23 protein-coding genes and 1 tRNA gene are annotated in these 21,217 nt (G+C 40.4%); 9 read left to right on the plus strand and 15 right to left on the minus strand.

Going from position 1 to position 21,217, the window contains the following annotated elements; all coding sequences use genetic code 11:
• Positions 1–62: 62 nt before the first annotated feature.
• From asnS to G3567_RS00180, 4 genes are all read left to right on the plus strand, one after another.
• The gene (gene asnS, locus G3567_RS00165) at positions 63–1,505 is read left to right on the plus strand and encodes an asparagine--tRNA ligase (RefSeq protein WP_164003159.1); all 1,443 of its coding nucleotides are present in this window, start codon (positions 63–65) and stop codon (positions 1,503–1,505) included.
• Positions 1,492–2,370 carry an RluA family pseudouridine synthase gene (locus G3567_RS00170; protein ID WP_164003160.1) on the plus strand — a complete coding sequence of 293 codons (879 nt, stop codon included), beginning with the start codon at positions 1,492–1,494 and terminating at the stop codon, positions 2,368–2,370. The genes asnS and G3567_RS00170 overlap by 14 nt, the downstream gene beginning before the upstream one ends.
• Positions 2,371–2,441: 71 nt before the next feature.
• Positions 2,442–3,887, plus strand: coding sequence for an RNA polymerase factor sigma-54 (gene rpoN, locus G3567_RS00175; protein ID WP_164003161.1), 1,446 nt, complete (start codon positions 2,442–2,444; stop codon positions 3,885–3,887).
• Positions 3,884–4,498, plus strand: a complete 615-nt coding sequence (locus G3567_RS00180) for a hypothetical protein (protein ID WP_164003162.1) — start codon at positions 3,884–3,886, stop codon at positions 4,496–4,498. Before rpoN ends, G3567_RS00180 begins: the two co-directional genes overlap by 4 nt.
• On the opposite strand, the gene G3567_RS00185 is transcribed toward G3567_RS00180, so the two are convergent.
• The 8 genes from G3567_RS00185 to G3567_RS00220 all read right to left on the minus strand — a co-directional run bounded on the left by G3567_RS00185 (position 4,499) and on the right by G3567_RS00220 (position 9,668).
• Positions 4,499–5,200 (minus strand): porin family protein, encoded by a 702-nt coding sequence (locus G3567_RS00185; RefSeq protein ID WP_164003163.1) that lies wholly within the window; start codon positions 5,198–5,200, stop codon positions 4,499–4,501. It abuts the gene before it with no gap.
• Positions 5,201–5,293: 93 nt separating this feature from the next.
• Positions 5,294–5,776, minus strand: a complete 483-nt coding sequence (locus G3567_RS00190; protein ID WP_164003164.1) for an ExbD/TolR family protein — start codon at positions 5,774–5,776, stop codon at positions 5,294–5,296.
• Positions 5,777–5,789: 13 nt separating this feature from the next.
• Positions 5,790–6,398: an ExbD/TolR family protein gene (locus G3567_RS00195; RefSeq protein ID WP_164003165.1), complete on the minus strand. Its 609-nt coding sequence runs from the start codon at positions 6,396–6,398 to the stop codon at positions 5,790–5,792.
• 2 nt (positions 6,399–6,400) lie between these two features.
• Positions 6,401–6,835: a hypothetical protein gene (locus tag G3567_RS00200; RefSeq protein WP_164003166.1), complete on the minus strand. Its 435-nt coding sequence runs from the start codon at positions 6,833–6,835 to the stop codon at positions 6,401–6,403.
• A gap of 5 nt (positions 6,836–6,840) precedes the next feature.
• Positions 6,841–7,638: a MotA/TolQ/ExbB proton channel family protein gene (locus G3567_RS00205; RefSeq protein ID WP_164003167.1), complete on the minus strand. Its 798-nt coding sequence runs from the start codon at positions 7,636–7,638 to the stop codon at positions 6,841–6,843.
• Between the two features lie 60 nt (positions 7,639–7,698).
• Positions 7,699–7,788 (minus strand) — tRNA-Ser (locus G3567_RS00210).
• A gap of 79 nt (positions 7,789–7,867) precedes the next feature.
• Entirely contained in the window at positions 7,868–8,887 is a 1,020-nt protein-coding gene (locus G3567_RS00215) for an asparaginase (RefSeq protein ID WP_164003168.1), read from the minus strand.
• Positions 8,888–8,900: 13 nt separating this feature from the next.
• Positions 8,901–9,668, minus strand: a complete 768-nt coding sequence (locus tag G3567_RS00220) for a TatD family hydrolase (protein WP_164003169.1) — start codon at positions 9,666–9,668, stop codon at positions 8,901–8,903.
• A 51-nt stretch (positions 9,669–9,719) separates the two neighbouring features.
• On the opposite strand from G3567_RS00220, the gene G3567_RS00225 reads away from it, so the two are divergent.
• Positions 9,720–10,157, plus strand: a complete 438-nt coding sequence (locus tag G3567_RS00225; RefSeq protein WP_164003170.1) for a retropepsin-like aspartic protease — start codon at positions 9,720–9,722, stop codon at positions 10,155–10,157.
• A 34-nt stretch (positions 10,158–10,191) separates the two neighbouring features.
• Here G3567_RS00225 and G3567_RS00230 read toward each other — a convergent pair whose 3' ends face one another.
• From G3567_RS00230 to G3567_RS00250, 6 genes are all read right to left on the minus strand, one after another.
• Positions 10,192–10,473, minus strand: a complete 282-nt coding sequence (locus G3567_RS00230) for a hypothetical protein (protein WP_164003171.1) — start codon at positions 10,471–10,473, stop codon at positions 10,192–10,194.
• A gap of 47 nt (positions 10,474–10,520) precedes the next feature.
• On the minus strand, positions 10,521–11,177 hold the full coding sequence (locus G3567_RS00235; protein WP_164003172.1) for a carboxypeptidase-like regulatory domain-containing protein: 657 nt from the start codon (positions 11,175–11,177) through the stop codon (positions 10,521–10,523).
• 331 nt (positions 11,178–11,508) lie between these two features.
• Positions 11,509–12,837, minus strand: a complete 1,329-nt coding sequence (gene odhB, locus G3567_RS00240) for a 2-oxoglutarate dehydrogenase complex dihydrolipoyllysine-residue succinyltransferase (RefSeq protein WP_164003173.1) — start codon at positions 12,835–12,837, stop codon at positions 11,509–11,511.
• A 20-nt stretch (positions 12,838–12,857) separates the two neighbouring features.
• Entirely contained in the window at positions 12,858–15,677 is a 2,820-nt protein-coding gene (locus G3567_RS00245; RefSeq protein WP_164003174.1) for a 2-oxoglutarate dehydrogenase E1 component, read from the minus strand.
• Between the two features lie 377 nt (positions 15,678–16,054).
• The gene (locus G3567_RS13510; protein ID WP_262887099.1) at positions 16,055–16,177 is read right to left on the minus strand and encodes a hypothetical protein; all 123 of its coding nucleotides are present in this window, start codon (positions 16,175–16,177) and stop codon (positions 16,055–16,057) included.
• Positions 16,178–16,180: 3 nt separating this feature from the next.
• Positions 16,181–16,534, minus strand: a complete 354-nt coding sequence (locus tag G3567_RS00250) for a hypothetical protein (RefSeq protein ID WP_164003175.1) — start codon at positions 16,532–16,534, stop codon at positions 16,181–16,183.
• 175 nt (positions 16,535–16,709) lie between these two features.
• On the opposite strand from G3567_RS00250, the gene G3567_RS00255 reads away from it, so the two are divergent.
• Positions 16,710–17,684, plus strand: coding sequence for a polyprenyl synthetase family protein (locus G3567_RS00255; protein ID WP_164003176.1), 975 nt, complete (start codon positions 16,710–16,712; stop codon positions 17,682–17,684).
• Positions 17,685–18,035: a hypothetical protein gene (locus G3567_RS00260; RefSeq protein WP_164003177.1), complete on the plus strand. Its 351-nt coding sequence runs from the start codon at positions 17,685–17,687 to the stop codon at positions 18,033–18,035.
• Between the two features lie 94 nt (positions 18,036–18,129).
• Here G3567_RS00260 and G3567_RS00265 read toward each other — a convergent pair whose 3' ends face one another.
• On the minus strand, positions 18,130–18,921 hold the full coding sequence (locus G3567_RS00265; protein ID WP_164003178.1) for a PhzF family phenazine biosynthesis protein: 792 nt from the start codon (positions 18,919–18,921) through the stop codon (positions 18,130–18,132).
• Positions 18,922–19,106: 185 nt separating this feature from the next.
• On the opposite strand from G3567_RS00265, the gene G3567_RS00270 reads away from it, so the two are divergent.
• Positions 19,107–19,469, plus strand: coding sequence for a BlaI/MecI/CopY family transcriptional regulator (locus tag G3567_RS00270; protein ID WP_164003179.1), 363 nt, complete (start codon positions 19,107–19,109; stop codon positions 19,467–19,469).
• Positions 19,469–21,217: a M56 family metallopeptidase gene (locus G3567_RS00275; protein WP_235923409.1), complete on the plus strand. Its 1,749-nt coding sequence runs from the start codon at positions 19,469–19,471 to the stop codon at positions 21,215–21,217. Before G3567_RS00270 ends, G3567_RS00275 begins: the two co-directional genes overlap by 1 nt.

Consider the following 21,217-nt stretch of genomic DNA (forward strand, 5'->3'; position numbering starts at 1 on the left):
CAAAGTTATTGTAAAGCCTTTAGGAAAAAATTACCTTTGCTAACTTATTAAACGTATTGAAAATGCTAACAAAAAAAGTTGTTGAGCTTCTAGAAGCCGATCATATACTACAGGACTATAAAGTAAACGGATGGGTGAGAGCCTTTCGAAGCAATCGTTTCATCGCTTTAAACGATGGATCCTGCTTAGATAACCTGCAATGTGTTGTAGATTTTGAAAACACCGATGAGGCTATCCTAAAAAGTATTTCAACAGGTGCGGCCATCTCCGTGGTAGGGACTTTAAAAGAAAGTGAAGGGAAAGGACAGCGGGTAGAGCTTGAAGTCAAGTCTATTGAAATTTTGGGACCTGCGGATCCGGAAGACGTAAAAAAAACCATACTTCAGCCCAAAAAACACTCGCTGGAGAAACTGCGGGAGCAGGCGCATTTACGAGTAAGAACCAACACCTTTGGGGCTGTGATGCGCGTCCGGTCTAAACTCGCTTTTGCTGTACACCAGTATTTTAATGAGCACGGATTTTATTATATCAATACCCCTATCATAACCGGCAGTGATGCGGAAGGTGCCGGCGAGATGTTTAAGGTCACCAATCTGGACCTCAAAAACGTTCCTAAAACAGAGTCTGGTGAGATCGATTATTCCAAAGATTTCTTCGGTAAGGAAACCAACCTTACGGTCAGCGGTCAGCTGGAAGCAGAAACCTATGCGCTTGGCCTGGGAAAGGTGTATACCTTTGGACCTACCTTCAGAGCCGAAAACTCTAACACTTCCAGGCACCTGGCAGAATTTTGGATGATAGAACCCGAGATGGCCTTTTGCGATCTGGAAGGCAATATAGACCTGGCTGAAGACTTCATTCAGTACGTCTTAAAATATATCACTGAGCATTGCAAGGCAGACCTGGAATTTTTGGAAAACAGACTTTTACAGGATGAAAAGTCAAAGCCGGAAAAAGACAGAGCCCCAATGCCCCTTAGAGAAAAAATTGATTTTGTTCTCAAAAACAACTTCAAAAGAGTATCCTACACAGAGGCCATTGAAATCCTTAAAAATTGCAAACCCAACAAGAAAAAGAAATTCAACTACATCATTGAAGACTGGGGAGCTGACCTGCAGAGCGAGCATGAACGCTATTTGGTTGAAAAGCATTTTGGCTGCCCGGTGGTTTTATATGATTATCCGGCGGACATCAAGGCCTTTTACATGCGTTTGAATGACGATGGCAAGACCGTAAGAGCGATGGATGTCCTTTTCCCTGGCATTGGAGAAATCGTGGGGGGATCGCAAAGAGAGGAACGCTACGATGTGCTGCTTTCCAAAATGAAAGAAATAGGCGTTGATGAAAAAGAATTGTGGTGGTATTTAGAAACGAGGAAGCTTGGAACCTGCAAGCATTCAGGATTTGGTCTTGGTTTTGAGCGTCTGGTGCTTTTCGCTACAGGAATGTCCAACATTAGAGACGTGATTCCTTATCCCAGAACTCCTCAAAATGCAGAATTCTAAATCTAAACTCTGCATTGAATCCCATAAAGTAACTGATCTTGAAGAAAAGATAAGACTTCAGGAGTACGGCGTAGGTATTTTTGAATCGATTTCAACCAAAAGCGCTTTAAAAAAGTCTATCAAAAAAGGACTTATCACCAGAGATGGGGAATTTGCCCGGACTTCTGACTGGATTGAAACGGGTCAGGTTTTAAAACTTTTTGCTGAAGAGCTTCAAGAGGAAAAAAAGATCTTCAGGTTAAAACTCGAAGTGCTTTATGAAGATGAGAGTTTGGCGGTAATCCACAAACCTGGAGGCTATCCAACCAACGGCAACTATTTTAAAACCATAGAAAACGCCTTGCCGTTTAACTTAAAGAGGACTTCAGAAAAAGATGAACTCCCCTATCCGCAACCTGTTCACAGGCTGGATAATCCTACTTCTGGCGTGCTTCTTATTTCTAAAACGGTCTCAGCCAAAACCTTTCTTTCCGTCTTATTCGAGCGACATGGCATTCAGAAAAGCTATGTCGCTATAGTTGGTGGACACATGAAACCCAGGGAAGGCGAAATAAGATCAGACCTGGACGGAAAAAACAGCCTGACCAGGTATCAGGTGGAAAAGACATTTAGAAAGAACGGTGAAGACTATAGTTTAGTCCACTTAAATCCCAGCACGGGCCGCACACACCAACTCAGGATTCATCTTTCCTCCCTGGGTCATCCCATCCTTGGAGATAAAATTTACGGTCCTGAAAATCAAAAAGGAAGGCTGTTGCTTCATGCAAGTTCGCTGAGGTTTCAGCATCCTAAAACTCAGAAAAGCCTGACTATTGAAACTGAGTTACCCCATAAATTCGTTAAATTTATAAATGAAATGAAGTAAAATTTTAGATTTGAGTTATATTACATAAGTCATCTGAAATAGAAATTCGCCTAAACAATTGAATCCGTATTATGCTTAAACAAAAGCTCAATTTAAAGTTATCCCAGAAGCTATCTCCTCAACAAATTCAGTTGATGAAGTTGATACAGCTTCCTACCTTGGCTTTTGAGCAAAGAGTAAAGCAGGAGTATGAAGAAAATCCTGCTTTGGATGCGGGGAAAGAAAAAGATGAATACGAGGATGAATTCAAAAATGAGACCGATGATGATCACGATATCATCGAAACCGACTTTGATGTGGATGATTATCTAAGTGACGATGAAGTTCCAAGCTATAAATTAAAAGCCAACAACTATAGCGCAGATGATGAAGATAAGCAGGTGCCATATGCATCCGGTACTTCGTTTTCTCAGTACTTAAAAACACAGTTACAAACCTTTACCTTCAAAGGAGATCAGGAAGACATTGCCTTTTTTCTGGTAGGCAGCGTGGATGACAGCGGTTACATACGCCGGTCTCTTATCGACATTGTTGATGATTTAGCATTCACACAAAACATTTATACCGATGAGGCATCGGTTGAAAAGGCCTTAAAAATAGTTCAGTCTTTGGATCCTGCAGGGGTAGGCGCCAGAGATTTGAGAGAATGTTTGCTGATTCAGCTCCAGAGGAAAGACAAGACTGAAAGTGTGAGTCTGGCCTACAGGCTTATAGATGAAGCCTTCGATAAATTCAGTAAAAAACATTACGATAAACTTCTGCAGAAGTTCAGCATTTCTGAAGAGAAGTTAAAAAAAGCCATTGAAGAGATAGAACATCTCAATCCAAAACCCGGAGCCTCTTATTCCGGAAACAGCAAATCCGTAGAACACGTGATTCCCGATTTCGCCATTCACATAAAAAACGGTGAACTGGAGCTTACCTTAAACGGAAGGAATGCTCCTGAAATGCATATTTCACGCGATTATTCCAATATGCTGAAAGGCTATAAAGCGGCTAAAACCAAAACCAAAGCACAGAAAGAAGCCGTATTCTTCATCAAACAGAAGTTAGACTCTGCTAAATGGTTCATCGATGCGATAAAACAGAGGCAGGAAACCCTCTATTCCACGATGTATTCCATTATGATGCATCAGGAGGAATATTTCTTAACCGGTGATGAGCGCACGCTTAAGCCCATGATTCTAAAAGATATTGCTGAGAAAATTGATATGGATATCAGCACCATATCCAGGGTGGCCAACAGCAAATATGTGGAAACTCCTTACGGGACGTTTTTGATTAAAAGTTTCTTTTCTGAATCTATGAAAAACGAAGAAGGTGAAGAAGTATCGACCAGGGAAATCAAAAAGATCCTGGAAATGACTCTGGAATCTGAAGATAAAAAGAAACCCTATACCGATGCCAAGTTAGCCTCCATTTTGAAAGACAAAGGATACCCAATCGCAAGGAGAACTATCGCCAAATACAGGGAGCAGCTGGATGTCCCTGTGGCCAGATTGCGAAAAGAGATATGAAGTTCATATCGAAATTTTCAAAACTTTTATCTGTAGCAGGTCATCCGCTATGGATGCCGGTTTTAGGATGCTTATTTTATTTTTATGCCATCCCCAACTATATAGATCAGGAAATCATTACAGCCAAGCTGCTGGCCGTTTGTATTCTCACCATATTCTTACCTATTGTCTTTCTATTTATGGCGAAGAATCTGAACCTCATCGGTGATTATGAGCTTTCAGATGTAAAAGAAAGGCGTTTTTTCCTGATGTTTTTCATCCTTCTGGTTCTTATTCTACTCAACACCGTATTGGATGTTTATAATTACAGAACCTTGTTTTACTTTTTTTCAGGGATTTTATTTTCAGGAATAATAGCCTTGTTGTTCAGCATGTTCCGCATCAAAATAAGCCTGCACGCCCTTGGCATAAGTGGTCTTGTGAGCTTTGTAATAGGTCTTAGCCTTTCTTTTCAGGTTCCGATGATACTCACTACCAGCCTGCTGCTTGTTTTTCTGGGCCTGGTCAGTTCTTCGCGTTTGTATGACAAAGCGCACACTTTAGCAGAAATCAGTTTAGGTATTTTGGCAGGAATTGTTCCGCAGGTTTACTTTTTCAGCTACTGGGTTTGATCACAGAAAAAAGAAAGTAAGTCCGGCCTTGATGGGTCTAATGCCGACCTCCTCATTGCTTGAATCAATTTCCCCGTCAAAAACAGAATTTAAACTCAGATCTACAAAAAAATTGACGGCACCATAACCAAAGGTTAATTTGGCATTGCTTCGAAATTCGTTGATAGCGTTGATGGATCTGTAACTAAAGCTTTCATCAGGTCCATTGAATACGGATTTGGAACTAAGTACATAACCAAACCTGACTCCCAGATATACCCTCCAGAAGGACAGCTTGTCAAAATCTGATGAACGCCATCTAAATTCGAAAGGAATTTCAATCAGATTCGTGGTAAACCGGTTAGTATCGTAAGCTCTGTCGGAGTCTATAGGAGTAAAAAGGTCATTTCCGTCTTCTCCTTCCCGTATAAGCAGGTTTTGCCCATAGGTGTTAAGATTAAAACCCAAGCCAAGCCCAAAGGACAGATTCCGCCGCTTATTTATTGGCATATCACGAATGAATCCAAAAATAAGCCCCCCGGAGAAACCAGACTGTTCGACGTTTTCAGGAAGATCACTTAGAAAATTAAAACTAAAGCCCACATAAAACTGGTCTTCTCTATACAGAGAATCGGTTGCATTTTCTCTTAACCAGGAAAGCTTTTCTTGAGCTACAGAAGAGCAAAAGAACCCTAAAAACACGCACAGACTAATTATTTTCATCGCTGACTTAAAGTGGTTAAGTTAACTAGGATTAGGCAAATAAAAAAGGCACCCCCTAAAAGGAATGCCTTTGTACTAATAGTTGACTACAAACTATTGCAGGTTAAGCGTAGCATCACCCACTTTAGTTGTATAATTGATTTTAAGTGCCTCAGCTTTACGCAATTCCTGCTTGATATCTGACACCAGTCCCATATTGGTGGCTTTATCCACCTTAAGGGCAGTCGTCAGTTTATCTCTCAATTCATCACGTTTAGACAGACGTTCTTCTTTTATAAATTGCTGAATATCACTAATTTTAGCATACTTATCATTCAATTGTATCCTGGCTTCAGTTCCATAAGTTGCCTGATATCTTGGCGAAGGTTTCCCTGCGTAGATATACATGATTAGATTTTTCTTATCTAACTTTTCAACCTGATCTGCGAAAGGTAAAATGTTTTGAACCTTAAGAGAAGAATCTCTCATCACAGTAACAACCATAAAAAAGAACAAGAGCATAAAAACAATATCCGGTAAGGATGCAGTGGAAACTGCAGGTGTACCACCATCGCCTTTCTTTTTAAATTTTGACATAAATGTTCGGTTTTTATCGTTTAGGTTCTGCTTCAGATAGTTTTTGAGGAAACATCTCCTGGATTTTCTTGATTCTTTCCTTGAGCTCTTCTTTATCATCCTGATAATTAGGATCATTGAAAGCAGCTTCCATTTCGGTAAAATCAGCTCCATAGAGTCTGTTAGCCTCTCTGTTTCTTAACTCGTTATATGCAGCCACAAGTTCATTTTGAACTGCAATGTAAGTTCCGTACTCTGTTCTTCTGTCATTCTGCAAAGAAATAACAGCCTTCACCGGATTATCTGAAGATTCTGGATCGCCAGGTCCCTGGCAATAGGTACATGCCTCATCCCCAGTACCTCCGCCGTTATCTAAAAAGGTGACAGCAGCATCTCTTAAATCTTCAAACTCCATCAGTTCATCTTCTACAAACAAGTCCCCTCCGGCACTGACAAGAACAATAAAAATATTTTTCTCTTTAAGTGGTGGTGGATCCTGTTCTTCAGGGTCTATAGGAGGTAATTTCCTGGTGATTCCACTATCTGTTTCAATGGTCGTTGTGACCAAGAAAAAGATAAGCAGAAGGAAGGCAATATCCGCCATGGATCCTGCATTTACCTCTGGTGCTGGTCTTTTTGCCATAATTATCTAGTTAATATTTTTTTCACGCTGGATAATAGCATAGCTAACACTGCTAAAGCAGACAGAATATAAAATGCTGTTAAGCCTGTGCTTACCCATCTGGATCCACTTGCAGATAATACATCACCGTCTCTTAAAGCGGTTTCTGTTCCACTGGAAACCAGATAAGAAACAACAATGATTAAAACAAAGCTACCTACAGACAGGAGTGTTTTCTTGACATCCCCTGTAAACAAAGCTTTAATCGAAAAGAATAAAACCACAAGGACTGTTATTCCTAATATAATGTATGAAACCCACATAAAAGGAGCTACTACACTCGACTGCAATGCCGCGTTGGCTTCTATCGCATCATCTCCGGCATTGAGGATTCTCACGAAGAGAATGGCTCCTACGATACCAAAAATGATTTTTATAATGTTTATTACTTTGCTCATACTGATTATTTGTTTTTGTGTGCAACCAAGATATCGATAAGCGTAATCGAAGCATCTTCCATATCATTTACAATACTGTCAATTTTAGCAATGATGTAGTTGTAAAACACCTGAAGGATAATAGCAACAATCAAACCGAATACAGTTGTTAATAAGGCTACTTTAATACCTCCTGCTACCAAAGATGGCTGCATATCCCCAGCGGCTTCAATTTTATCGAAGGCCTGGATCATACCGATTACAGTACCCATGAAACCAAGCATAGGAGCAACGGCGATAAATAAAGATACCCAAGACACATTCTTCTCAAGTTGTCCCATTTGCACACCTCCATAAGCTACTACAGCTTTTTCTGAAGCTTCAACACCTTCATCCATTCTATCAAGTCCCTGATAGTAGATAGAGGCTACCGGACCACTTGTATTTCTACAAACTTCCTTAGCAGCTTCTACACCACCACTCTTCATAGCATCCTCAACATTTTGAGCAAGTTTCTTGGAGTTGGTCGTTGCAAGGTTTAAGTATATAATTCTTTCGAAAGCAATAGCTAAACCAAGGATCAAACATAAAAGTACAATCCCCATAAATCCAGGACCACCTTCAATAAAACGCTTTTTTAATTCCTGGTGAAAGCCCTGGCTTTCTTCAGCATCAGCTGCTTCAGTATCGGCAGCTGCAGCATCGTCTTGTACAAAAGTTACAGCTGCTTCAGTAAAAATATCAGAAGAATTGGCTGCATTTAAAGTTGTGTTACCAACAGCCATGATGGCTAAAATGGCTAAAATTGAAAATAATCTTTTCATTGTTGTCTGTCTTAGAATTAATAATTAGTGTTTAATGATTTTTAGTTTGTTTTTGTAAAGCAGAGAGGAAGGGATTCGAACCCTCGGTCCCGATACAATCGGAACATACGCTTTCCAGGCGTACACCTTCGACCACTCGGTCACCTCTCTATATATTAATGAACGATAACTAATACTTAGCAAATAAATAAAAAAAAATACTTTTATAAGAAGAAAAGCAAGTTAATTTTTAATTCATTTCACCTCGTAACGATGTTTCAAATATAGTTTTAAAAACTTTTGGTCCTAAATTTTTTGTCAAAAGATACATCATTTTTCCCACAGCAGCCTCCGAAGTGATGTCTCCTCCGCTTATGACCCCCAGCTTTTTCAAACGCTCACTTGTCGCGTATTTACCCATAAGCACCGCACCTCCAACACATTGCGTCACATTCACTACATGAATGCCCCGGTCTATGAGTTGTTTCAGAAGCTCTAGAAACCAATCGTCTGTTTTAGCATTTCCACTGCCAAAAGTTTCTAAAATAACGCCTTCGAGGTGAGGCGTATTAAAAATATGCTCCAGCGTATTATAATTAATCCCGGGAAATAATTTTAAAATCAGGATGTTATCGTTTAAGGATTTATGCACAACCATCTTCTTCCGCATGTTTGGCTTCATGAGTTTGTCATAACTCACCTTTAGATTAACTCCCGATTCGGCGATAGGCGGAAAATTTGAAGAGGCAAAAGCCTCAAAATGCTCTGCATTCACTTTGGTGGTTCTATTGGCCCTGTAGAGTTTGTACTCAAAATAAAGTCCCACTTCTTTAATCACGGTTTTGCCGTTTTCTTTTAAGCCGGCCAACTGAATACTCGTGATCAGATTTTCCTTGGCATCGGTTCTCAAATCTCCAATAGGCAGCTGGGAACCTGTAAAAATAATGGGCTTCTTCAGGTTTTCAAACATGAAAGAAATCACAGAGGCTGTATAAGACATGGTATCGCTCCCGTGCAGGACCACAAATCCATCGTAATCTTCAAAATGATCTTCTATCAAATTAGCTAGTTTCACATAATCTGAGGTATCCATATCTGATGAATCGACCGGTTCTTCAAAACTCACGGTACTGATGTCATGCTCCAGAAGCTTTAATTCCGGGATATTGGACAACAGCTCATCAAAATTGAATGCGGTAAGCGAACCCGTTTCAGGATTTTTGATCATCCCGATGGTTCCGCCTGTATATACTAATAGGATTCTGGACATAAAATTAGCTGTATTAAATTCCAAAGACGTCTTTAGAATTCTGAGTGGTTTGCCGCGCTATTTCTTCTAAACTCACAGCGTATAATTCCGAAAGCTTTTCTGCTACTTTCAAAATATATAGACTTTCGTTTCTCTTTCCGCGATAGGGCTTTGGAGCAAGATAAGGGGAATCGGTTTCTAAAACAATATGTTTCAAATCGATTTCACTGATAAACTGATCTATTTTTCCATTTTTAAACGTGACAACTCCTCCAATTCCGAGTTTCATATTATAACTGATCGCCTGTTCGGCCTGAGCTTTGGTTCCTGTAAAACAATGAAAAATACCGTATAAGTCGTCTCCCTTTTCTTCTTCCAACACCTCGAAAATCTCATCGAAGGCTTCCCGGCAGTGAATTACAATCGGTAATTTATAGGTTTTGGCCAACTGAATTTGACGCTTAAAAGCTTTACGCTGGGCTTCAAAAAAACTTTTATCCCAGTACAAATCGATACCGATTTCTCCTACAGCATAAAATGTTCGCCTGGCCAGTTCTTCTTCTACATGCTTTAGCTCCTGCTCTACGGTTTCTGAAACGGAGGTGGGATGCAATCCCATCATCAAATACATGTGCTTCGGAAACTGGTTTTCCAGGTCGTACATAGCCTGAGTGGTTTCTGAATCTATGGCGGGTATGAAAAAACGCTTAATGTTATTATCTATGGCCCTTTGGACCACTCCCGTTCTATCTTCGTTAAAAGCTTCAGAATATAAGTGAGTATGTGTATCTGTTAGTATCATAGTGGCAAATTTATTTAAAACGAAACTTTATATTTGCCGAAAATCCGATAAATGTCATCCTTAAAATCCTTTCTGAAAGAAAAAAAATACAAAGCCTTAAAAATGAATAGCACAGAGACTAATCATTACGAGTGCAAAGTGACTATAAATGGTGTGGAGGGCAGTTTTATCATAGATACCGGTGCCTCGAGTTCCTGCATCGATTTTACGTATGCAGATCACTTCAACTTGTTTTCTGAAGACAGCAACATCAAAGCCGCTGGAGCAGGCGCCACCAATATGCTCACCCGAGCGTCTACCAACAATAAAGTGACTATCGGCAAATGGACCAAAAAGAAGGTGGATTTGATTTTATTCGACTTGTCTCACGTCAACAAAGCGCTGAGCGATCACGATGCTGAGCTGGTGCACGGCATCATCGGGGCCGATATTCTTAAAAAAGGCAAGGCCGTGATTGACTATAAAACCGATTATTTGTATTTGAAGTAGGTAGAGGTTAATTCCTTTATACAAGGTTTCTTTTTTAGCTAAATTTGAAAAAAGAGAACAAAAGAATAGAAGTCAGAACAGCCATGACTATAAGAATTCTTTTCAGTTGTTTTTTCTTTTCCAACTTCATTTTATTTCGGATATCCGCTTTTATTTCTTTTAGCTCAGATTCTGATAATGTCGTTGAATTAAATTCAGTTTTGGATCCTGAGGTTCTAAACTTTGATTGCCTGTCTGATCTCGCCTGCCGTTTTTGATTGCGCTCTGCTTTCCTAGCTAAGGTCGCTTTAAAATGAGATAAACTTCCGTGAGCCATAATTTTATATTTAATTTAAATGCATACCTAATAAAACTGAATCCTTTTCATTTAAATAATCTTCTGAAAAAAAGACCAATCCTTTTAAAAATACTTTGATTTCTTACGATAACAACCTCTCCCTCTCCCATCAATGCACTACCAAGTTCCATAGTGATACTAAGTTGCTTATTCTGTCCATAAAAACGATAATCTTGAGCTTCAAAACCAACATAAGAAAAACTTAAATAATTTTCATTTTTCAGTTTTTGAGTTGATATAGTAAGTGAAAATTTACCATCAAAATCAGTTTGAGTTCCAACATGGGTATCTTTAAGTATAACATTTACTCCCGGCAGTACAAGCCCTTCTGTATCGTACACAGTACCCTTAATGATAATAGAGTCTACATCCTTCTCAGGCAAAACACTGTGCCACTTCTTCAAAACTGTTATCTCAGTTTTTGGAATGATAGTTTTTGCCTGGATAGGTTCAGAAAATCCTAAAATCGAACCAATACCTACTATAAATGCTAATTTGGGAAATAAAGACGCCTTAAAACTTGTATCTGAGTAGTTTCCTTTGAGCTGATCAGGGGTGAATCGACCACAAACGTTTTGTTCTCTTCCTACAAACTCCAGTATTGTGTGTCTAGAACTCGAAGTAAAGTCTTTGACATCTTTTTGACATCGCTCACAAAACTTGCCATTTTCATGCGTATCCATTTTATTCCAGTTTTGATGACAGGGCTTTGGAATTTCTATTCGTGTTTGCATTATTAGAAGTTCTTGGGATACACAAGCTTAAAAATACACTTTTATTTTCAACAGTTACTCTTTAGGAATGGGCGATTTAAATAACTGTTTTTATTTCTAAAGGATAAAGCTTAGACCTCAGCTTTAGAACTCATCCTGCCAAGCTGGAGCTTGAAAGTTAACTCAAACCTCTAGGCAATGTATCAAAACCCACTAAAGACAACGAGAGCAAATTCAACATAAAAAAAACCCTGAAGCTTTGAAACTTCAGGGTTATAAATTCAATAGAAAGCCTGACTGACTAAAGCTCCAAAGCTTTTTCTACATCACCATTCATCAGGAGTTCTTTTGGATCTTCCAGGGCTTCTTTTACAGCGACCAAAAACCCTACGGATTCTTTACCATCGATAATTCTATGGTCATAAGACAGCGCCACATACATGATCGGACGGATCTCTACTTTACCGTCGATAGCCACAGGGCGTTCCACAATGTTGTGCATCCCCAGGATACCACTTTGTGGTGGGTTGATGATGGGTGTGGATAGCATAGAGCCGAAGACCCCTCCATTGGAAATGGTGAAGGTTCCTCCTGTCATTTCATCCACAGTGATTTTTCCGTCTCTGGCACGCGTGGCCAGACGTTTTACTTCCTGCTCAACGCCTCTGAAACCAAGATTCTCTGCATTTCTCATCACCGGCACCATCAAGCCTTTCGGTCCGGATACGGCGATACTAATGTCTTTATAATCGTAAGTGATCATTTCTTTTCCATCCACCATAGAGTTTACAGCCGGGAATTTATCCAAAGCGCGAACCACAGCCAAGGTGAAGAAGGACATAAATCCAAGACTTACCCCATGGGTTTCTTTGAATTTTTCCTTGTACTGAGATCTCAAATCGAAGATAGGCTGCATGTTGACTTCATTGAAGGTCGTCAGCATAGCCGTTTCATTCTTGGCACTCACCAGACGCTCTGCTACTTTTCTTCGCAACATAGACATCTTGCTTCTGGACTCGCTGCGTTTGCCCGGACCAGGCGACCCCATGGAAGGTTTTGCCTCTGCATTCACGGCATCTTCTTTTGTAATTCTGCCATCTCTGCCTGTGCCTTTGACGTCTTTAGGATCGATTCCTTTTTCATCCAGGGTTTTCTTGGCTGCCGGAGACGGGCTACCCGAAGCGTAAGATTGATCAGCATCTGAAGATGACTTTTTATCTTTCTCCTCTTTTTCTTTTGAAGACGACTTATCGTCTTTGTCTTTGGAGGATTTGTCCTGATCTTTTGAAGAAGATTTGTCTTCTTTTTCTTTTTTATCCTCCGATTTTTTATCTTCTGAAGATTCCTTAGACTTGGATTCCTCTTTTTTATCGTCACCGTCTGATGGCTTTTCAGCATCGGTATCAATTAAGCAGACGACTTCTCCAACCTGGACCACATCGCCTTCTTCAGCTTTAAGCGTAATAATACCCGAAGCTTCGGCTGGCAATTCCAAAGTTGCTTTGTCGCTATCCACTTCAGCGACCGCCTGATCTTTTTCTACGTAGTCACCGTCTTTTACTAACCATTCTGCGATTTCAACTTCGCTAATTGACTCTCCCGGTGAAGGGACTTTCATTTCTAAAGCCATAATATTATGTGTTTCGTGTCTTAATTTTTACTTTTATAATCTTTTATATTATTGTTTTTTGACGGATCGAATACATAGTCGATCACGCCTTCATGTCTTTTCTTGAATCTAGCCTGACTACCTGCTGCGGGAGAACCATAAAAACGTCTGCTGCACACTCTAAAGTCTTTGGCTTTATCATATTGTAACAGCAAGTGGGAGTAAGCACCCATATTTCTAGGTTCCTCCTGAGCCCAAACGATATCCTCAGCATTTTTATACTTCTTGATAATCTTATTCAACGCGTCTTCCGGCAATGGAAATAACTGCTCGAGTCTAACCAGGGCCATATCGTTTCTCTCTTCTTCTTCTCGCCTTTTTTTCAAGTCGTAGTAGAATTTTCCGGAACAGAACACCAGGGTTTTAATGTCTTTCACTTTTGCATTGGGATCGTCGATGACGGTCTGGAAGCTTCCCTCGGCAAGGTCTTCTTTTGGGGAGACCACCTCAGCATGTCTTAACAGGCTCTTTGGTGTAAAGACGATTAAGGGCTTTCTATAGTTGGTTTTGAGTTGTCTTCTCAGCAAGTGAAAGTAATTCGCAGGCGTTGTACAGTTGGCTACAAACATATTGTCCTTGGCACATAACTGAAGATATCTTTCCATTCTGGCTGAAGAATGTTCAGAGCCCTGGCCTTCATAACCATGCGGAAGCAATAAAATAAGACCATTCTGGGTTTTCCATTTATCCTCTGCTGAAGAAATGTACTGGTCTATCATGATTTGCGCACCGTTGCTAAAGTCTCCGAATTGCGCTTCCCAGATTGTGAGTGTATTTGGATTGGCCATGGCATAACCATAGTCAAAGCCTACGACTGCATATTCTGAAAGCAGTGAATTGTAAATATAAAAATGACCCTGATCTTTATTCAGATTATTATGAGGCACATACTCTTCCTCATTATTTTCAGTTTTAATCACCGCATGCCTGTGAGAGAAAGTCCCTCGCTCTACATCTTGTCCGGTGATACGTACATTATGCCCTTCATCCAGAAGCGTAGCATAGGCCAAAAGTTCACCCAACGGCCAATCCAGCTGATTCTTTTCAAAGAATTTTTCATGTTGAGACTTCATGAGTTTGTTCACTTTTTTCATGAATTTCTTATCCTCAGGCAGAGTCGTTAGAGATTCTGCTAGTTTAGATAATTTATCCAGGTCAAAAGTGGTATCGACGGGTTCGAGCATTTTTTCCTTGTCTGCATACTCAAATCCTTCCCATTCTTCCTGAAGGATTTTGGTCACTACAGACTTTTCTTCTTTTTTGGAAACTTCGTACTCTTCGTTGAGTTTGGTTTTTATCTTTTCTTCTAGTTCATCCAGATAATCTTCATTGATAATGCCTTCCTCTATCAATCGGTTTGCATAAATATCTCTTGGATTTTTATGTTCTGAAATGGCTTTATAGAGCTGAGGCTGTGTAAATCTTGGTTCATCCCCTTCGTTATGTCCATATTTACGGTAACCCAGCAAATCGATAAACACATCCTTGCCAAACTCCATTCTGTACTGCAAGGCAAATTTCATAGCATGAACAACCGCCTCGGCATCATCTGCATTCACATGAAGCACAGGAGATAATGTCACCTTGGCCACATCTGTACAGTAGGTAGAGGAGCGGCCATCAGTATAGTTGGTGGTAAAGCCAATCTGGTTGTTAACAACAATATGAATAGTTCCCATGGTTTTATAACCGTCAAGCTGTGCCATTTGCACAATTTCATAGGCAATACCCTGACCTGCAATAGCAGCATCTCCATGGACGACAATAGGAAGGACATTCTGCTCTTCGCCAAGATGATGATCATCCTGTTTGGCTCTTGCAATTCCCTGAACAACGGCGCTTACGGTTTCCAGATGAGAAGGGTTTGGTGCCAGATTCAGGTTTATTTCCTTTCCTGAATCCGTTTTACGACTGGATGTCCAGCCTAAATGGTACTTCACATCACCATCAAATCCTTCTATATCGTAATCCTTACCTTCAAATTCGTTAAAGATGTCTTTAGCACTTTTTCCGAATATGTTCACTAAGGTATTGAGACGTCCTCGGTGAGCCATACCCATGACAAACTCTTTTACCCCTACGTCTGCTGCTCCTTCAATAAGTGCATCCAAAGCAGGAATCAGGGATTCGTTTCCTTCCAGAGAAAAGCGTTTTTGCCCAACATAACTTTTATGCAGGAAACTTTCAAAAGTGACCGCTTCATTGAGTCGGCGTAAAATATTTTTTTTCTGATCTTCAGAGAAATCGGTTTTGTTTCGGTTTTTGTAAATATGGTCCTGAATCCACTTCACCTCCTCCGGCTTGCGGATATAAGCATATTCTACACCGATGGAGTCACAAAACACATTTTCCAGGAAATCGATAATTTCCTGAAGCGTAGCTTTTCCAATACCGATTATTTCACCGGCTTCAAACTCTCGATCCAAATCTGATTTTGATAATCCAAAGTTTTCGATATGCAGCTTTGGTGAATATTTCCTGCGTTCTCTTACGGGATTCGTTTTGGTAAATAAATGACCCCGGTGTCTGTAGCCATCAATAAGATTGACCACCTGAAATTCTTTCTGGACATTTTCTCTCACCTGAACCTTTTCGGTTTCTTTGGTCTCACTGTCTTTTAAGGTCACTGTTTTGGAGCCATCCAAAGACTCTCCTTCAAAACCAGATTCCAGACCAAAATCAAAACCTTGAAAAAAGGCTCGCATACTTGGTTCTATGGCATCTGGATTTTGTAAATATTGGTTATAGAGATCTGCTAACTGCGATGGGTGCATCGCATTCAAAAAAGAATATTTGTCCATATTAAGCTTACATCTTGTAATGTGTAAGACAAAATTACGATTTCTAGCTAAATCTAGTCACTTTTCACTTAATTTTATAGCCAAATAGATAGACTTGCCTATAAATCATAGTGCTAAAAATCTGTATGCCGCATTATTAAGATTGAAGAGGTATCCGTTTAATTATTAAACAAATGGCTTATCCCAATTTGGCAACTGACCTCAATTTCCTCATAAACCAAGGTCAATAAAATAGCCTTTCTAGGTCAATGTAAATCAAGTAGAATCCGTATAACCTCATAAAAAAGTTCTGTGTATTCTTAAGTTTTTACAGTTGAAGTGGATTTAAATGAAATGGTAAAGACACAGCGAATGATTGCTGTGTCTTTTGTCCTGACTTATTTGTTTGATTTACATCCTCCCTTGACTTCAATGGTTTCATAGTTATCAAAAAGGGAAAGATCCAGTTTGCTTATAGCTTCCTGATAAGCCTTCCAGTCTTCAGCAAAGAATTTATTCAAAGCTTAAATAGCAGGCCTTAAAGCTTCTTCGGCCTGCTTTTTCAAACGTTCCTGGGTATCTCCTGGTTTATCGAAACTAGCTGCTGTATAATTATACGCATTACCTATTCTATCGCCAATATCCGGAACCGGTGTTCTTATGATGCCCTGCTTATCGCTAAAGTCTTCGCCTACCAGGGGCTCAAGCAATACCTCTAAAGAATCTTTAATCGCTTTGCTCGCTTTAATTTGGTCTTTAAAGGCCTTTTTATCTTTTTCCTCCATCCACTGAATATAGTGATCCGCTGTTTCTTTGGCTTTTAAAATGCTTTGGCTGGCTTCATAAGCGGTCGCCTGCAACTTTTCTGTAGATTTCAAGAAGTTGTATCGTGCGTTTAGGTCTGCTACACTCACCTCCAAGCCGGGTCAAATTTCAGTTCGCTGCGCTTCAAATTTCGAGTCTTACTGAATATATTTGAAAGACAGACCATAACAATTTTCAAAAAAAGGAGATAGATTCCTGTAATGATTTATTTTAGCAAAAAAAAAATTGATGTTAGACCTCGACGCTTATAAAACCTATTTTCTGTCTTATATGAAGGCTCAGCTGCCTCAAAGAGAACCCAGAAACCTATACGAACCCATAGAATATATTTTACAGCTCGGCGGTAAACGCCTGAGACCTGTCCTGGTTTTGATGAGTGCCGATATCTTTGGAGGTGGTCGTGAAAAAGCGTTGGATGCTGCTTTAGCTATAGAAATTTTTCACAATTTTTCTTTAGTCCATGATGATATTATGGACGATGCTCCCCTGCGAAGAGGTAAGCAAACCGTCCACGAAAAATGGGATATCAACACCGGAATTTTATCGGGAGATGCCATGCTCATCAATGCCTATCAGCTTTTTGAAAATTATCCTGCAGAGCATTTCAAACCCCTGGTCAAGCTCTTTTCCAAAACCTCCATTGAGGTTTGCGAAGGCCAGCAATACGATGTTGATTTTGAAGAACGCGACGACGTCACCATCGCGGAATATCTGAAAATGATTGAATTCAAAACCGCTGTACTGGTGGGGGCAGCCTTAAAAATGGGAGCCATTGTGAGCGATGCTTCTGAAGAGGTTCAGGATACCATTTATGAGTTTGGAAGATTGCTGGGGATCGCCTTTCAGATTCAGGACGATTTTCTGGATACCTTCGGAGACCAGGCTGTGTTTGGAAAACAAATCGGTGGTGATATCATTGAAAACAAAAAAACTTACCTGTACCTTAAAGCGCTTGAGCTTGCAGATTCCAGCAGTGCAGACCAGCTCAGGCATTTGTATACCATCTCCCCTGAAGAGCCGTTAAGCAAAATTGAAACTGCCAGACAGATTTTCGAAGATTCCGGTGCCAGGGCAGCGACCACCGAAAAAATAAAAGCCTATACCGAAGACGCCTTCAAACACCTGGACCACATGCCCGTGTCTGAAAAAGGAAAAACATTCCTTAAGGCCTTTGGGACTAACCTTATGAATCGCGATATGTAAATGAGCATTCCTCAACACCTTTCCACGATTACCGCCCAACCGGAAAAGCATGCTCAAATCTGGGAGCAGTTGATTTTGCAGCTGAATAAAGATTTGGCTCTTGTCGGTCTTACCGAAATTGAATTGCACACCAATATCACTCCGGAAGAATTGTGGAAAGGTTTAAACCCTATTTTTTCTGAACTTATGCATCAGAAAACCTCGAGCTTTATTCATCTGCTTTACAGAATCGACATTCATGAACATGAAATTCAGCGTCTGATGGCTCATGAGGATTTCCTGGACCGCCTGATTCACCGGGTGGTTGAACGCAGTTATCAAAAAGTGTACTGGCGGTCGGTTTATAAATAAAAAGCTGTCAGCATTACCTCTGTGTTCTACGTGTCTTCGTGGTGAATAGAACCACAGAATCACAAAGTTCACAGAGGACAGACCGTCATGAGCTTTACAAATAAAACTCGGCCTTAAAAACCGTTTTGGCCTGACCTAAGATATAGACGCTTTCGTTTTTCATTTCCAACTGCAGCTGACCTTTACGCTCCGAAATCTGCTCTGACTTTAAAGAGGTTTTGTCTAAAACCTCAGCCCAGTAAACCCCAAGCGCACAATGCGCAGAACCTGTTACAGGATCTTCCAAAATATTAAGATTAGGTACAAAACATCTACACACGATATCTCTTTCTTCTGAGGTTGATTTTGCTGTAAAAATGCTTTGTCCCAGACCTAAACTTTGAAGCAGTCTGGCATCTGGCTTGAAATTGGCCAGTTCCTCTTCAGATTCCAAAACCAGCATGGTCCAGTCGTTGGTGACTTCAAAAGCCTTATTCACCTGAAGATGTAAAGCCTTAGTGTAATTGGTAATCGCTATTTTATCCAAGCTATATTCCGGAAACTTCATCCGATAGCCCTCAGCGGTAAAGCTGATTTCTAACTGATCTTTGGGCGCCTGAAAGACTATAGCTTCCTGTTTTGAAACCTGACCCAGTTCATACAGAATGTGAGCAGCCGATAAGGTGGCGTGTCCGCAAAGCGGCACTTCAGCTTTAGGGGTAAAAAACCGAATCGCAAAGTGATTTGCTTTGGGCAAAACAAAAGCCACCTCCGACACATTCATTTCCTTCACGATATTCAGCATCAGCTCTTCTTCCAGGAACTCATTATCCAGTAACATCACTCCTGCCGGGTTGCCTTTGAAAAGCTCATCTGTAAAGGCATCCACTTGGTATATAACAGCCATAATTTCTTTTTGATGTAAAACTAATGATTTGTAAAAATATAAATGGTTCCCGACTGAGCCTGTCTTGATGAACAAAAAGGCTCGAACTTAAAACACGAGATTTATTTAAAAAACCAAAACTTTAACAACTATCATTATAGTTAAACTATTATTTTAGTTTAAATTGGTCACATAAATTAAAGACCATGAGACAATTAACACGAGCCGAAGAAGAAGTGATGCAGCTGTTATGGCAAAAGGGAAAATCGCGGGTTGCAGAAATCATAGACGATATGCCTGAGCCCAAACCTGCCTACAACACCACCTCCACTATCGTCAGAATTCTTGAAGACAAAGGCTTTGTAGGTCATGAAAAGGCAGGCAGAGGCTTTAAGTATTTTGCACTGATCGATAAGGACACTTACCAAAAAGCCACGATGAAGAAGATGGTCAACTCGTATTTTGAAGGCTCCTTCAAAAACATGGTTTCCTTTTTTGTAAAGGAGAAAAACATGAGTGCCAAAGATTTGGAAAGCATTTTAAAAGAACTCGATAAAACTCAGGACTAATGTGGTGGTATATTCTAGATGTTATTCTTTTCCAGACCTGCTTTCTAGTGCTGTATCTGCTCTTTAAAAACGAGACCTTTTACGCGCAGAACAGAGCCTACCTGCTTGTGACTGCGTTGCTTTCGTTTATCATTCCCCTGCTCGATCTCAGTTTTCTGGCACTCAATTTTGGAACGGAAGAAAGTAGCAATCCTGCGGTTGCTCAGCTTCAATCTTATTTCATGATGAGTGAAGAAGTGAACTTAAACGCTTCAGTTGCAATTCCTGAAGCCCAGACGCCGATATGGAGTCTGGATGCTGTGCTAAAGCTTATTTATCTTACAGGCATCAGTTTTTTCGCTATTAAATTCAGTATAGGTTACTGGAAATTAAAACAACTAACGACAAAAGCGCGTTTTGAATGTTATATACATAAGGTACAGTGCTATAAACTGGAAGCTTCTGAAAATGCGTTCACCTTTTGGAAATCCATATTTGTGGGCGACAAAATCCCGGAAACTCAGCGCGCAAAAGTGGTGGCCCACGAACTGGAACATGCCCGCTCCAATCATGCGCTGGACTTATTTTTTACTGAATTTCTGCGCATGCTGTTTTGGCTGAGTCCCGCTCACCATTGGCTAAAGCGCGAACTGGTCCTGGTACATGAACTCCAGGCCGATGCGGTTGCTTCCAAAGATTTAAATAAAAGAGATTACGCCCAAAGCCTGCTCAACCAGGCTTTCGGTACGAAGAATTTGGAATTTTCACATTCATTTTTTAAGCACTCCCAATTAAAACAACGCCTTATGATGTTGCAAAAGAAAAACTCAAGACCACAAAACTTTTTAAAATATCTGCTGATTTTGCCACTGCTAGGTCTGATGCTGACCTACACGGCCTGTAAGGACGAAACACAGGAAGAACTCCAGAAACTCAACCAAGAAACTGAAGGAACAGCCAGTAAAACAGGCGATGTTCCCTTTGCTGTGATCGAAAGTGTACCCGTCTTTCCGGGCTGTGAGGGTTTAGCTACGAACAAAGAGCGTAAAGAATGCATGAGTAAAAAGATCAGCCAGTTTGTAAATGAAAATTTTGATACCGGTCTGGCAAAAACACTGGAACTTACAGGTGTTAACCGGGTCTATGTCCAATTTAAAATTGATAAGACAGGTAAGATCGTTGATGTAAGAGCAAGGGCGCCACACCCGGATCTTCAGGCCGAAGGCGAACGTGTTATTAGCAAACTCCCCGAAATGCAACCTGGCAAGCAAAAAGGTGAAAAGGTGGGCGTGCTTTATTCCTTACCTATAACTTTTCAGATGTATGGAGACAGCCCTGAAGAGAATGAAAATCAGGTTCCGATGACCAAGATTACAAAAATTGAAAAGACAAAGGCTAAACTAAGCGATGTTCCCTTTGCTGTGATCGAAAGTGTGCCCGTCTTCCCGGGTTGCGGAGGTCTAGGCAGCAATGATGAACGCAAAGAATGCATGAGCATAAAGGTGAGCCAGTTTGTAAACGAAAACTTTGATACCGGTCTGGCAAAAACACTGGGGCTCACAGGTGTTAACCGAGTCTATGTGCAATTTAAAATTGATAAGACAGGCAAGATCGTTGATGTAAGAGCAAGAGCTCCGCATCCAGATCTTCAAACAGAAGGCGAACGCGTTATAAAAGAGTTACCAGAGATGAAGCCCGGCGAACATGAGGGCGAAAAGGTGGGTGTACTTTATGCCATACCCTTAACATTTAATGTTCCAAATGAATAA

Source organism: Psychroflexus aurantiacus, from assembly GCF_010820555.1.
GTDB lineage: Bacteria > Bacteroidota > Bacteroidia > Flavobacteriales > Flavobacteriaceae > Psychroflexus > Psychroflexus aurantiacus.

Bases quoted from the DNA above. Each gene is read 5' to 3' on its own strand.
- G3567_RS00215 (WP_164003168.1), bottom strand. From the start codon at position 8,887: ATGTCCAGAATCCTATTAGTATATACAGGCGGAACCATCGGGATGATC.
- odhB (WP_164003173.1), bottom strand. From the start codon at position 12,837: ATGGCTTTAGAAATGAAAGTCCCTTCACCGGGAGAGTCAATTAGCGAA.
- G3567_RS00235 (WP_164003172.1), bottom strand. From the start codon at position 11,177: ATGGATACGCATGAAAATGGCAAGTTTTGTGAGCGATGTCAAAAAGAT.
- G3567_RS00170 (WP_164003160.1), top strand. From the start codon at position 1,492: ATGCAGAATTCTAAATCTAAACTCTGCATTGAATCCCATAAAGTAACT.
- G3567_RS00260 (WP_164003177.1), top strand. From the start codon at position 17,685: ATGAGCATTCCTCAACACCTTTCCACGATTACCGCCCAACCGGAAAAG.
- G3567_RS00225 (WP_164003170.1), top strand. From the start codon at position 9,720: ATGTCATCCTTAAAATCCTTTCTGAAAGAAAAAAAATACAAAGCCTTA.
- G3567_RS00275 (WP_235923409.1), top strand. From the start codon at position 19,469: ATGTGGTGGTATATTCTAGATGTTATTCTTTTCCAGACCTGCTTTCTA.
- G3567_RS00220 (WP_164003169.1), bottom strand. From the start codon at position 9,668: ATGATACTAACAGATACACATACTCACTTATATTCTGAAGCTTTTAAC.
- G3567_RS00270 (WP_164003179.1), top strand. From the start codon at position 19,107: ATGAGACAATTAACACGAGCCGAAGAAGAAGTGATGCAGCTGTTATGG.
- asnS (WP_164003159.1), top strand. From the start codon at position 63: ATGCTAACAAAAAAAGTTGTTGAGCTTCTAGAAGCCGATCATATACTA.
- G3567_RS00200 (WP_164003166.1), bottom strand. From the start codon at position 6,835: ATGAGCAAAGTAATAAACATTATAAAAATCATTTTTGGTATCGTAGGA.
- rpoN (WP_164003161.1), top strand. From the start codon at position 2,442: ATGCTTAAACAAAAGCTCAATTTAAAGTTATCCCAGAAGCTATCTCCT.
- G3567_RS00195 (WP_164003165.1), bottom strand. From the start codon at position 6,398: ATGGCAAAAAGACCAGCACCAGAGGTAAATGCAGGATCCATGGCGGAT.
- G3567_RS00255 (WP_164003176.1), top strand. From the start codon at position 16,710: ATGTTAGACCTCGACGCTTATAAAACCTATTTTCTGTCTTATATGAAG.
- G3567_RS00245 (WP_164003174.1), bottom strand. From the start codon at position 15,677: ATGGACAAATATTCTTTTTTGAATGCGATGCACCCATCGCAGTTAGCA.
- G3567_RS00205 (WP_164003167.1), bottom strand. From the start codon at position 7,638: ATGAAAAGATTATTTTCAATTTTAGCCATTTTAGCCATCATGGCTGTT.
- G3567_RS00180 (WP_164003162.1), top strand. From the start codon at position 3,884: ATGAAGTTCATATCGAAATTTTCAAAACTTTTATCTGTAGCAGGTCAT.
- G3567_RS00230 (WP_164003171.1), bottom strand. From the start codon at position 10,473: ATGGCTCACGGAAGTTTATCTCATTTTAAAGCGACCTTAGCTAGGAAA.
- G3567_RS00190 (WP_164003164.1), bottom strand. From the start codon at position 5,776: ATGTCAAAATTTAAAAAGAAAGGCGATGGTGGTACACCTGCAGTTTCC.
- G3567_RS00185 (WP_164003163.1), bottom strand. From the start codon at position 5,200: ATGAAAATAATTAGTCTGTGCGTGTTTTTAGGGTTCTTTTGCTCTTCT.
- G3567_RS00265 (WP_164003178.1), bottom strand. From the start codon at position 18,921: ATGGCTGTTATATACCAAGTGGATGCCTTTACAGATGAGCTTTTCAAA.